Annotated in this window: 12 protein-coding genes; 7 read left to right on the top strand and 5 right to left on the bottom strand. The window is 63.7% G+C overall.

Features of this window, described 5'->3' with window-relative positions; translation table 11 throughout:
* Positions 1 to 46 precede the first annotated feature (46 nt).
* Both HY852_RS24875 and rimO read right to left on the bottom strand, forming a co-directional pair.
* On the bottom strand, positions 47 to 694 hold the full coding sequence (locus tag HY852_RS24875; protein ID WP_291607557.1) for an Mpo1-like protein: 648 nt from the start codon (positions 692 to 694) through the stop codon (positions 47 to 49).
* 239 nt (positions 695 to 933) lie between these two features.
* A complete protein-coding gene (gene rimO / locus HY852_RS24880) occupies positions 934 to 2259 on the bottom strand; it encodes a 30S ribosomal protein S12 methylthiotransferase RimO (RefSeq protein ID WP_291607558.1) in 1326 nt (441 codons plus the stop codon).
* A 112-nt stretch (positions 2260 to 2371) separates the two neighbouring features.
* Here rimO and HY852_RS24885 point away from each other — a divergent pair, with 112 nt between their 5' ends.
* From HY852_RS24885 to HY852_RS24905, 5 genes are all read left to right on the top strand, one after another.
* A complete protein-coding gene (locus tag HY852_RS24885; protein ID WP_291607559.1) occupies positions 2372 to 2962 on the top strand; it encodes an ANTAR domain-containing response regulator in 591 nt (196 codons plus the stop codon).
* Positions 2959 to 4125: a CmpA/NrtA family ABC transporter substrate-binding protein gene (locus HY852_RS24890; RefSeq protein WP_291607560.1), complete on the top strand. Its 1167-nt coding sequence runs from the start codon at positions 2959 to 2961 to the stop codon at positions 4123 to 4125. Before HY852_RS24885 ends, HY852_RS24890 begins: the two co-directional genes overlap by 4 nt.
* Before the next feature lie 350 nt (positions 4126 to 4475).
* Positions 4476 to 6263, top strand: coding sequence for a NirA family protein (locus tag HY852_RS24895; protein ID WP_291607561.1), 1788 nt, complete (start codon positions 4476 to 4478; stop codon positions 6261 to 6263).
* Positions 6260 to 7867: a sulfite reductase subunit alpha gene (locus tag HY852_RS24900; RefSeq protein ID WP_291607562.1), complete on the top strand. Its 1608-nt coding sequence runs from the start codon at positions 6260 to 6262 to the stop codon at positions 7865 to 7867. Before HY852_RS24895 ends, HY852_RS24900 begins: the two co-directional genes overlap by 4 nt.
* A gap of 187 nt (positions 7868 to 8054) precedes the next feature.
* A complete protein-coding gene (locus tag HY852_RS24905; protein ID WP_291607563.1) occupies positions 8055 to 8207 on the top strand; it encodes a hypothetical protein in 153 nt (50 codons plus the stop codon).
* Positions 8208 to 8215: 8 nt separating this feature from the next.
* Here the strand turns inward: HY852_RS24905 and HY852_RS24910 are convergent, their stop codons facing one another.
* The 3 genes from HY852_RS24910 to pxpB are packed head-to-tail and all read right to left on the bottom strand — an operon-like array spanning position 8216 to position 10769.
* Complete coding sequence (locus tag HY852_RS24910) at positions 8216 to 8986, bottom strand: 5-oxoprolinase subunit PxpA (RefSeq protein ID WP_291607564.1); 771 nt, start codon at positions 8984 to 8986, stop codon at positions 8216 to 8218.
* The gene (locus tag HY852_RS24915) at positions 8983 to 10041 is read right to left on the bottom strand and encodes a biotin-dependent carboxyltransferase family protein (RefSeq protein ID WP_291607565.1); all 1059 of its coding nucleotides are present in this window, start codon (positions 10039 to 10041) and stop codon (positions 8983 to 8985) included. The genes HY852_RS24910 and HY852_RS24915 overlap by 4 nt, the downstream gene beginning before the upstream one ends.
* Complete coding sequence (gene pxpB / locus HY852_RS24920) at positions 10038 to 10769, bottom strand: 5-oxoprolinase subunit PxpB (protein ID WP_291607566.1); 732 nt, start codon at positions 10767 to 10769, stop codon at positions 10038 to 10040. The genes HY852_RS24915 and pxpB overlap by 4 nt, the downstream gene beginning before the upstream one ends.
* Positions 10770 to 10993: 224 nt before the next feature.
* Here pxpB and HY852_RS24925 point away from each other — a divergent pair, with 224 nt between their 5' ends.
* Both HY852_RS24925 and HY852_RS24930 read left to right on the top strand, forming a co-directional pair.
* Positions 10994 to 11692 (top strand): ribonuclease activity regulator RraA, encoded by a 699-nt coding sequence (locus HY852_RS24925; protein ID WP_291607567.1) that lies wholly within the window; start codon positions 10994 to 10996, stop codon positions 11690 to 11692.
* Between the two features lie 24 nt (positions 11693 to 11716).
* Positions 11717 to 12121: a cupin domain-containing protein gene (locus HY852_RS24930; RefSeq protein ID WP_291607568.1), complete on the top strand. Its 405-nt coding sequence runs from the start codon at positions 11717 to 11719 to the stop codon at positions 12119 to 12121.
* The last annotated feature ends 126 nt before the right edge of the window (positions 12122 to 12247 follow it).

Genomic DNA, 12247 nt, shown 5'->3' on the forward strand with positions numbered 1-12247 from the left:
GAATGTCAAGGCGGTGCCCGACGGAGCACCGCCTCGAAGCAGTTCATCAGGTCAGGCGCGGAGCCTCTTCGGCCTCGTCGTCGCCATAACCCCAGGTCTGAGAGGCAATGGTGCTGTCGATCTTCTCGCCGCGCAGAAGATAGTACGGGGACTTCCAATAAATCACGACATTATGGAAGGGGTCGGTCAGAACCTTGAGCACCCATGAGAAGCCGGTCGGCACATCGCGGGTGATGAACAACTGGATCATCCGGAACATCGCGCCCCCGAAGGCGACAGCCAGCCACACCAGACCCACGTGGCGGATGAATTCAATGCGGTCGGCGGGCGGAGTGAAAACGCCGAAAAACGTCGGAAAGAAGAACAGGACGACCGGCGCCAATCCCCACACCATCAGCAGACAAATCTTGCGGAACTGATTGTAGCCGACCTTGATCGATTCCTTGTATTCGTTGGTCACCTTGTTCACTTCGTCATAGCCGTTCGGCTCGAAGAAGAAATGTCCGGTTTGGCGGGTGAGCATCGCGAACCAGCCGAGCAGGCCGGCCATCGCCGGATCCTTGAAGAGCAGCGCATAGGTCACCAGGAAGAGCAGCGCGCTGATGAGGTGCAGGGTCTGATTGACCCTGCTCTGGTGGTAGTAGCGGTAGTCATCCCAACGTTGGGTTCGCATTTTTTCGGAGAGGCTGGTCATCGTCGATCCTCGCGGAGTGAATGCGACTACGGATAGGTCGAGTCGATGAAGCGCGCGTGACAGAATAATAGTGGCGCAATGCAAGTTACTCGCAGAGAGTCGGCGGACGATAAGCCGGCGCAGGCATCAACTGTTCGACTCCGTCGTGCGCAAATCCGTCTGCGATATCAGCCTTGATCGACGTGGCCGCCGCGATGTCGCTGTCGCCGCTAAGCGTCGCGCTGAAGACTTGAAGGGTGCTAGAATCCCGCCACCGTGCCGTGGAGGTCGTATTCGTCGGCCCGTTCGATTTTGGCCGTGACGATCTCGCCAACGCGCACGGGGCGGCGGCTGGCAAGATAGACGACGCCGTCGATCTCCGGCGCGTCGGCCTTCGAACGGCCTTTCGTCACGGTCGGCCCGACCTCGTCAATGATCACCTGCTGCCTTGTACCGACCTTGCGCTTGAGGCGGCGGGCGGAAATCCTCTGCTGTCGCGCCATGAGCGCGTTGTAGCGCTCCTGCTTGACCTCGTCGGGCACAGGATTGGCGAACGCGTTCGAGGCCGCGCCCGCTACCGGCTCGTATTTGAAGCAGCCGACGCGATCGATCTCGGCCTCCTCCAGCCAGTCGAGCAGATAGGCGAAATCGGATTCGGTCTCGCCGGGAAAGCCGACGATGAAGGTGGAGCGCAGGGTGAGATCCGGGCATTCGTCACGCCAGCGCCTGATGCGCTCAAGCGTCTTTTCCTGGGCGGCAGGCCGCTTCATGGCCTTGAGAACCTCAGGGCTGGCGTGCTGGAACGGGATGTCGAGATAGGGCAGGACCTTGCCTTCGGCCATCAGGCTGATGACGTCGTCGACACGGGGGTAGGGGTAGACATATTGCAGCCGCACCCAGGCGCCCAGCTCGCCGAGCTCCCTGGCGATGTCGAGGAACCTGGCGCGGACCTCGCGGTCCTTCCACAGGCTTGTCGCGTATTTCAGGTCGACGCCATAGGCCGAGGTGTCCTGAGAGATCACAAGTAGTTCCTTCACCCCGGCGCCAACCAGCCGCTCCGCCTCGCGCAGCACGTCATTGGCCGGCCGCGACACCAGGTCGCCGCGCAGTTTCGGGATGATGCAGAAGGTGCAGCGATTGTTGCAGCCTTCGGAGATCTTCAGGTAGGCGTAGTGCCGCGGGGTCAGCTTGATGCCCTGCGGCGGCACCAGGTCGAGATGGGGATTGTGGACCGGCGGCAGCGCCCGATGCACCGCTTCCAACACCGTCTCGTATTGCTGCGGGCCGGAGATCGACAGAACGCCGGGATGGGCGGCCTCGATCTGCTCGGGTTCCGCGCCCATGCAGCCGGTCACGATGACCTTGCCGTTCTCGGCTAGCGCCTCGCCGATGGCGTCCAGCGATTCCTTCTTGGCGCTGTCGAGGAAGCCGCAGGTGTTGACGATGACGAGATCGGCGCCATCATGTTTGCGGGCAAGCTCGTAGCCCTCCGCACGAAGACGCGTGATGATGCGTTCGGAGTCGACCAAAGCCTTGGGGCACCCGAGCGAAACGAAGCTGACCTTGGGCGCAGCGTCCTGTTGCATATCTAGATCTGCCTGATTGATCCCGTGGAGCTAGTCCGAATTGCACACAATTACAACCCTTTGCTGGGCAAGCCAGCGTGCTATGGATGCGGGGTCTGGTGGTGAGTGAGCGATGAGCGCCGAACAGTCGCCTAGAATCGTCATTGTCGACGAGAGCCCGATCCGGGCCGCGATCCTGCAAGAGGGGTTGCGCGAGGCCGGCTATACCGGGGTCGTCCACATCAGCGAGATGCACAGCCTCCTGGCGCGGATCTATGCGCTGGATCCGGACGTCATCCTGATCGACCTCGAAAACCCCAGCCGCGACGTGCTGGAGCAGATGTTCCAGGTCAGCCGCGCCGTACGGCGGCCGATCGCGATGTTCGTCGACCAGAGCGATGCCGCCTCGATCCAGGCCTCGGTAGAGGCCGGCGTTTCCGCCTATATCGTCGACGGGCTGAGGAAGGAGCGCATCAAGCCGATCCTCGATCTCTGCATTTCCCGCTTCAACGCCTTTGCCAAGCTGCAGGGAGAGCTCGAGCGCACCAAGTCGGCCCTGGAGGACCGCAAGGTCATCGAGCGCGCCAAGGGCATTCTCATGAAGGTGAAGGGCCTGACCGAAGACGAGGCCTATGTGCTGCTGCGTTCGACCGCCATGCGCGAAAAGAAGAAGATCGGTGAGATCGCCCAATCGATCATCACCGCGTCGGAGATGCTGAAATGACCAAGTCGGTGCGCATAGGCTTCATCCCGCTGGTCGATGCCGCCGCGCTCATCGTCGCCGTCGACAAGGGGTTCACCGCGGCCGAAGGGCTCGACGTCACGTTGGTACGGGAAGTCTCCTGGTCCAACGTCCGCGACAAGCTCAATATCGGCCTGTTCGATGCCGCGCATCTGCTCGCGCCGGTCGCAATCGCCTCCAGCCTCGGGATCGGCCATGTCAAGGTTCCGATCGTGGCGCCTTTCAATCTCGGCATCAACGGCAACGCCATTACGGTTTCACCGGCGCTGCATTCCGCCCTCATGGAGGAGATTGAGGGAGACCCGTTCGATCCCATGAGTACCGCCAAGGCATTGGCGCGGGTGGTCGGCAAGCGTCGCAGGGACGGAACCGAGCCTTTGACATTCGGCATGACGTTCCCGTTTTCGACCCACAATTACCAGTTGCGGTTCTGGATGGCGGCGGGCGGAGTGGATCCCGACGAGGACGTCCGTCTGGTGGTGCTGCCGCCGCCCTACATGGTGGACAGCCTCGCCAACGGGCACGTCGACGCCTTTTGCGTGGGCGCCCCATGGAACTCGGTCGCGGTCGATCTCGGCGTCGGCCACATTCTGCACTTCGTCGCCGACATCCTGGTCCGTGCCGCCGAGAAGGTGCTGGCCGTGCGCCAGAACTGGTCGGAGAAGAATCCCGACATCGTCGCCGCGCTGGTGCGCGCGTCAGTCCGCGCCGCCGAGTTCATCGAAATCCCGCAAAACCGCGGCGAGGCCGCACGCATCCTGGCACAGCCGGAACGCATCGGGGTCGACGCCGAGGTCATCCAGCGCACGCTTGACGGCCGCCTGAAGATCGCGCCCGATGGCACCATTCGCGAGAACAGCCGCTATCTTCTGGTCGGGCGGGAAGGGGCTGGGCGGCCGGACCCGGTCCAGGCCGCCTGGCTCTACGCGCAGATGGTCCGCTGGGGCCAGACTGCTCTCAGCCCGGATGCGCTCAGCACGGCCATGGGCGTGTTCAGGCCCGATCTCTATGACGCGGCGGTGGGGCACGAGGCCAAGCCGAGCGAGACGTCAGGAGCGGTTGGCGCCTTTGCAGGCCCGCCTTTTGATGCCAACGACATCGCGGGCCATCTCAAGGCCTTCGCGATCGGTCGGTGGAAGCCGTAGGATCTTTCGCTCGGCAATCGCGTCCGCATCCAGCGGCTAAATTTTGTGCGCGCTGCACGAAAACCTGCAGTGCGGGCTCGCCCGGAATCGCTGTTACTTCACATAAGCTGCTGATTTTACGTCGGTCTTGCGACGGACGGCTCTGGCACGTGATTTGAATGTGAAATTGCAGCCAGCCGTCGCAGATGCCCGCTGGCTCTGTCCTCGATGGATTTCCGCAGCAACGAAGCTGATCGGTCAGCCGGTAGGAATTGAAACGGTGCCGTAGTCCGAATCGATTTTCCGCCGCTGCCCGAACTTCCTTCCCGTGAAGGCCACTACGCGTGGCCGAAGGAGCTTCGTTGCGCGCCATGAAAATCGAACCGATCCCTGCAGACTTCACCGACGAGCAGAAGCGCTATCTCGAGGGTCTTTCCGTCGGCCTGCAGCTCAGCCGCGCCGGACGCGGCCTCAACGTGGCCGGCGGCGCGCCTGTCGCGGCCGAGCCAACCGGACCGGATGCCGCTCATATCAAGGCGCAGGACAAGGTCACCACCTCAGGCAAGAAGCTTGCCGACCAGGAGAAGTTCAAGCGCGAGCTGCATCCGTTCGATGCCTATGACCGCCTGAAGGAGCAGGCACGCAACAACGCCGCGCCATCGCCCGCAGACAATTTCCGCTGGCGCTATTTCGGCCTCTTCTATGTCGCCCCGGCACAGACCTCCTATATGTGCCGCCTGCGCATTCCCAACGGCATTCTCAACCACTGGCAGTTCGCAGGCCTCGCCGATCTCGCCGAAAGCCATGGCGGCGGCTACGCCCATGTGACGACCCGGGCCAATCTCCAGATCCGCGAGATCGAGCCGAGAAACGCGGTGACGCTGATCGAAGGCATCCAGGACATCGGCCTGTGCTCGCGCGGCAGTGGCGCCGACAACATCCGCAACGTTACGGGGACGCCGACGGCGGGCATCGACCCGCAGGAACTGATCGATACGCGGCCGTATGCGCGGGAGTGGCACTACCACATCCTCAACGACCGATCGCTGTACGGCCTGCCGCGCAAGTTCAATGTCGCCTTCGACGGGGCCGGCCGCATCGCGGTGCTCGAGGATACCAATGACATCGCGTTCTCCGCGGTCGAAGCGAAGGACGGCTTCGGCATCGAGCCGGGCGTGTGGTTCCGCCTGGGAGTAGGGGGCATCACAGGGCACAAGGATTTTGCCAGAGCCACCGGCATCATCGTCAGACCCGAGGATGCCATCAAGGTCGCCGATGCGATCGTGCGGGTCTTCATCGAAACCGGCGATCGTACCAACCGCCTCAAGGCGCGGCTCAAATATGTGCTCGACAGCATCGGCATCGAGAAGTTCTTGGCCTTGGTCGAGGAGAAGCTCGACCGCAAGCTGGCGCGCGCACCAGCGGAAGCGATCGCGTCGCGCCCGGCGTTCGACCGCATGGCCCATATCGGCGTTCACCCGCAGAAGCAGGCGGGGCTGAACTGGATCGGCGTGGTGCTGCCCGTCGGCAAGGTCACCGGCGAGCAGATGCGTGGAATTGCCAAGATTGCCCGGGATCTCGGCGATGGCGACATACGCCTGACGGTCTGGCAGAACTTCCTGATCTCCGGCGTGTCCGACGAGAACGTCGCGCTCGCAACCGCAGCGATCGATGAGCTCGGGCTCAAGACGAAAGCATCCAGCATCCGCGCCGGCCTGATCGCCTGCACGGGAAACGTCGGCTGCAAATTCGCCGCCTCCGACACCAAGCGCCATGCGGCGGAGATCGGCGACTGGTGCGAGGAGCGGGTGAACATCGACACGCCGCTGAACGTGCACCTGACCGGCTGCCACCACTCCTGCGCCCAGCACTACATCAGCGACATCGGCCTCATTGCCGCCAAAGTGCCGGGCGCGACCGAGGACGACACGGTAGAGGGCTATCACCTCTTCACCGGCGGCGGCTTCGGACCTGACGCCGAGATCGGCCGGGAAGTCTATCGCGACTTAAGAGCCGAGGACGCGCCGAAGACCGTGGAGCGCCTGCTCAAGGCCTATCTCGCCCATCGCGTCTCGCCCGAAGAGACCTTTCTCGCCTTTTCACGCCGCCATGATGGCGAGGCCCTGCGCAAGCTGGCCGAAATGGAAGCCATGACATGACAAAGATCTTGAACCCGTCGAAGCTCGAGATCATTCCACCCAGCGCGCCGTTCACCGAAAGCCAGCGGCTGTGGCTCAATGGATTCCTCGTCGGCATGCTCGGCCTCGACGGCACCACCGCGCTATCGCCGGAGCAGAACAGTGCCGTGCTTTCCCCGGCCCCCGCCGAAGAAGATGACGACGACGCGCCCTGGCACGACCAGAGTCTTCCCATTTCCGAACGCATGAATCTCGCCGAAGGGCGGCCGTTGCGACGGCGCATGATGGCGGCGATGGCGCAGCAGGATTGCGGTCAATGCGGCTACAATTGCCGGGACTATTCGGACGCCATCGCCAGCATGGACGAAAAGCGCCTCAACCTTTGCGTCCCCGGTGGCAAGGAAACCGCCCGGATGTTGAAGGCGCTGTATGGGGAATTGGACAATGCGCCCGCAGCAAAGTCTCCTTCAGCGGTGGTTGCCGCGCCGGTGCCGGTCGTTTCTGTCGCCGCGCCGGGCCGCTCACGCGACAATCCGGTCGCGGCAGCCTTCCTGTCGCGGCGCCTACTGAACAGGAAGGGCTCGGAGAAGGAAACCTATCACATCGAGTTCGACCTTTCGGCGAGCGGTCTCGACTACGTGGTGGGAGACTCCTTCGGCGTGTTCGCCAGGAACGATCTCGGTCTCGTCGACCAGGTCATTGCGCTGCTCGGCGCTTCCCACACCACGGAAGTGAACGGCAAGACGCTGCGCCAGGCCCTGACCGAGGACGTGTCACTGTCCCCGGCGCCGGACAAGCTGTTCGAGCTGATTTCCTTCATCACCGGCGGCACGCAGCGCGAAAAGGCGCGCGCGCTGGCGCAGGGCGAGGACCCGGACGGTGACGCCGCAACGCTCGATGTCATGGCGGCGCTGCAGAAATTTGCCGGTGCGCGGCCGCATCCGGAAGCCTTCTTCGAAGCGCTGGAGTCGCTGCAGCCTCGGCTCTACTCGATTTCATCGTCCCACAACGCAACGCCGGGCAGATTGTCGCTGACCGTCGATTGCGTGCGCTATATCGTGGGCAAGCGCAAGCGGCTGGGGATGGCTTCGACCTTCCTCGCCGAGCGCGTCAATCCGGGCGATGAGGTCAAGGTATACGTGCAGAAGGCACATGCTTTCGGCCTGCCGCAGGATCCGAAGACGCCGATCATCATGATCGGGCCGGGCACGGGCATTGCGCCGTTCCGTGCCTTCCTGCTCGAACGCAGGGCGCTGGGGGCAACCGGGAAGAACTGGCTCTTCTTCGGCCATCAGCGCAGCGATTGCGATTTCTTCTATCAGGACGAGCTCAACGCGATGAAGACGTCGGGCCTGTTGACGCGGCTGTCGCTCGCCTGGTCGCGCGACGGCGAAAAGAAATTCTACGTGCAGGACCGCATGCGCGAGGTCGGACGCGAATTGTGGACGTGGCTCGCCGACGGCGCGCATGTATACGTCTGCGGCGACGCCAAGCGCATGGCCAAGGACGTCGAGCGCGCGCTCGTCGATATCGTCGCGCACTTCGGTGCGCGATCGACGGATGAAGCCGTGAGCTTCGTTGCGGAACTCAAGAAAAAAGGGAGGTTCCAGCAGGACGTGTACTGAAGAGTGAGAACTTTCGCGAATCGTCTCAAACTTGAACGAATGAAATTCTCGGAACCTGCCCAACGGGAGAATATCAGCCTGCGATAAGACTCTTGGAGAGAACCCTCTCGCTATTTTCGCCTGCGCATCTTGTCTGACGGCCCAAACAATACTTGATTCCTCGTCGATGGGACGTTGGAGATCCACTATGCGCGAGATATCGGCAGAGGCCAGGCTACATCTTCATGCGCGCTCGCTCTCCAGGCGGACCGGCGCAAGAATCCATTTGGTGGCGCTCTACAGCGCCTTCGCCCTCATTGCGGCCGTGGTGTTCGGCACGCTCTCCGTCCATCCGTTCTGAGGCGGGACTCACGCCGCGCGCCTGAACGGCGCGACTCCGATGCCGGCATCCTTCAACGCCTTGCGCAGACCGCGCGCAATATCAACCGCGCCCGGCGTGTCGCCGTGAATGCAGACGGTATCCATCCTCATCTTGATCACCTTGCCGGTGACGGAAACGACGGAGCCTTCCTGCACCATGCGCACCACACGCTCGGTGACCTCCTTGGCATCATGGAGCACGGCGCCGGGCTTGCGCCGCGACACCAGCGAGCCGTCATCTTCGTAGGCGCGGTCGGCAAAGACCTCGTGAACCATCGGCAGGTTCGCTTCTTCCCCGGCCTTCACCAGCCGCGAATTGGCGAGCACGACGAAAGTCAGTCTGGGGTCGACCACCTTGATCCCGTTGGCGATCGCCTTCGCGGTTGCCTCGTCTTCGCAGGCATAGTTCGAGAGCGCGCCATGGGCCTTTACATGCGTCACCTTGTGGCCGGCCGCGGTCGCGATCGCCTGCAGCGCTCCGATCTGGTAGGCGACGAGGTTTTCGATTTCCGATGCCTTCAGGCCGATGATCGGGTGTCGTCCAAAGCCATGCAGGTCGCGGTAGCCGGGATGAGCGCCGATCGAAACGCCGCGCGCCTTCGCAAGCTCCACGGTGTGACGCATGATGTCGGGATCACCGGCGTGGAAGCCGCAGGCGATGTTGACCGAAGTCGCAAGCTCGATCATGGCGGCATCATTGCCCATCTGCCAGGCGCCGAATCCTTCACCGAGGTCGCAGTTCAGATCGATGGTCTTCATGGTTCTTCCGCCTCCGATTGCGTATCCGTCAAAATGTGCCACGTGCCCGCATCGACAGCACTGACGGCGCTGCCGGCGACATTAGCACCATGCAATGCTTCGAGGTTGAGCTCGACACCCTCGATGGAACCCAGCCGATCGGGCAGGCTGCGCAGGAGCTGCGCGAATTTCCGCGCCTCATCCTGAGCCTCCGCTACACTGACGGCCTTGAAGCGGAAGCCGGTTCCGGCCGGGAGTTGCGCGAAGCGGCCGAGGTCGGCCGAAATCACGGTGGCGATCTTGGGATAACCTCCGCTGGTGCCGCGATCCGGCATCAGCACGATCGGCGCACCATTGCCCGGCACCTGGATGCTGCCGTTGACGGTGCCGTCGGAGACGATGTTGTGGCCGTGCAGGTGCTTGATCGCGGGACCTTCCAGCCGAAAGCCCATGCGGTCGGAGGTCGCCGAGATCTTCCATTCGCTGTCAAGGAACAGCGCCTTGTTCTCTTCGTCGAACTCTTCGTCCTGCGGCCCCATGATGACGCGGATCGGTCCGCCGGTTGCGGGCGGCAATTCGATGCGCCGCTCCGGCGCGGAGCTGGCAGTGGCGACATGCAGTTCATCGCCGGCCTGGAGCGGACGAGGGTAGGGGCTGCCGAGGCCGGCGCGTGCGTTGACCGACAGGCTGCCGAACATCGCCTCTCCCTCGATGCCGCCTTCGATCGCGAGATAACTGAACGCGCCGCCGCGCGCGAAGCCGAGCGTCAGCGTCTCGCCGTCGTTCAGCGTCGTCGACGTGTCGAACGCAACGGAGCGGCCGTCGATCTCGGCATTCCTCGGCGCCCCGGCGAGCGCGATTCGTACCGCGCCCTCGCGCGCCGTGAACGAAGCACCAAACGGGCCGATTTCGATCGCCGCGGCAAACAGCGCGTTGCCGACGAGGCAGTTCGCCGCCGCAAGCGACAGCCGGTCCATTGCGCCGCTCGGCGTCAGCCCGTAGCGCTGGGAGCCCGGCCGCCCACTGTCCTGGACCGAACTCGCCGGGCCGATGCTGGAGACGATCAGCCGGCTCATGATTCGATCAGCTCGGCGATCACCTCGCCGCTCTCGGCGGCGCGGTCCTGCTCGGCGAACGTCTTGGCGTCGACGGCGGAAAACGTCACGCGATCACCGGGTTCGAGCAGGAAGGTGGGATTTCGGTGGAGTTGGTAGGTCCGCACGGCGGTCCGGCCGAGCAGGTGCCAGCCGCTGGGACCGGCGATGCACTGGATGCCGGTCTGCACGCCGCCGATCGAGATGGTGCCCGCCGGCGTGAGTAGCCTAGGATTCTGCCGCCTCGGCATGTGCAGGAATTTGTCGAGGCCGCTGAGATAGGACCAGCCCGGCGTAAAGCCGATCATGGCCACGCGGTAGTCGCCCGCCACATGGCGCGCCACGATGTCCTCAGGCGTGGTGTGGAGCGCCTTGGCGACGTCCTCCAGATCGATGCCGTGCTCGCCGCCATACGTGGCCGGGATGCGCCAGCGACGCGCTCTGGCGGTCGGCAGTGCGGGTCGGTCGGCGAGGGCCAGAAGCCTCTCGCCCAGTTCGTCGAACCCGATCTGGCAGGGATCGTAATGCACGAGCAGCGAGCGATAGGTCGGCACCGTCTCGGTGACGCCTTCGACCGGCCCGCTGGCGAGCGCGCGGTCCAGGGCGAGAACCCGCTGGTTCGCGGCGTCATCGATATGGCGGCTGAACTCGACCGTGATGGCGGCATCGCCACTGGGCAAAAGGCGGGGCGGGGAAAGCGTCGCGGCCATGGCCTCACAATTTTGCGAGAGTCTTGAGTTCCACCGGCGATACAACTTTGCTTCGCGTAGTTAGGGGCGCAAGTCCAATAAATTAATCCAACATCGAGCGATAAGGCATTGTTATCGCGGCGCATACAAACCTGCTTGCAACGCGCGGCTTAACCCTTGACGCGCTGGCCCCGGCCCGCAAGATGCCGCTCCCGTTACGGCCCACCCGGAGCTTGCCGTTTGCCATGTCCTTGACCCCCGAAGCCAGAGCGACGCTGTCCCGCATCACCACCGCGACCATCACCACGGTTCTGCTCAAGAAGGGCCTGCGCAACATCTGGATGCGCGGAGCGCGTCCCCTGCGGCCGGGGCTGCCGCGGCTGGTCGGGCCTGCCTTCACCTTGCGCTTCGTGCCGGCGCGGGAAGATCTGGCAACGCCGGAATCGTGGTCCTCGCCGATCTCCACCCGCACCGCGATCGAGGCTATGCCGGAAGGCTGCATCGCCGTCGTTGACGCCATGGGCGTGACGGATGCGGGTATCTTCGGCGACATTCTCTGCGCACGCATGGTCAAGCGTGGGGTCACGGCGCTGGTGACCGATGGCGCGGTGCGCGACGTCGAGGGCGTGCTCGGCACCAATCTCCCCGTGTGGTGCAACGGATATGCGGCGCCTCCATCGGTGGCGGGGCTGACCTTTGTCGGCTGGGGCGAGCCGATCGGTTGCGGCGGCGTCGCGGTGTTTCCTAACGACATCGTCGTCGCGGACCAGGACGGCGCGGTGCTGATCCCGCACGCGCTGCTGGACCACGTCCTCACCGAAGGCGTCGAGCAGGAGCGGATGGAAGCCTGGATCGTCAACGAGGTGAACAACGGCGCCGTGCTGCCCGGCCTTTATCCGATGAATGCCGAGACCAAGGCCCGCTACGCGGCCAGCAAGAAATGACATCAACGGAAGTGAGGTAGGCTCATGGAATTCCATCTCGCAGGCTCCCGGCCGACGCGCATCGCCCCGAAGGAGCATTTCACCGGCACGGTCCTACAGGACCCGATCATCATGGCCCCGAGCCCGGCGCGTCTGAATTGCTCGAGCGTGACGTTCGAGCCCGGCGCGCGCACCGCCTGGCACCACCACCCGCTTGGCCAGACGCTCTACGTCACCTCCGGTGTCGGTCGCATCCAGGCCGAGGGCGGGCCGATCCGCGAAATAAAAGCCGGCGACGTGATCTGGATTCCGCCGGGCGAGAAGCATTGGCATGGTGCCTCCCCGACCACCAGCATGACTCACGTTGCCATGCAGGAAGCGCTCGACGGCGTTTATTCGAACTGGATGGAGCACGTGACCGACGCGGAATATTCGGCGCCGATCGGCTAGCTGTGAACTTTCAGGAGGTTGTCCATTCGGCCCTGACCGGGAACTCTGAAGTCGCCAAACACCAGCGATTCGCGGAGAACCGAATGGACGTCCACAAGAATGCTCCTCTGACCCCGAAAGGTCGAG

The sequence above is a fragment of the Bradyrhizobium sp. genome (assembly GCF_016213215.1).
In the GTDB taxonomy this organism is placed as follows: Bacteria; Pseudomonadota; Alphaproteobacteria; order Rhizobiales; family Xanthobacteraceae; genus Bradyrhizobium.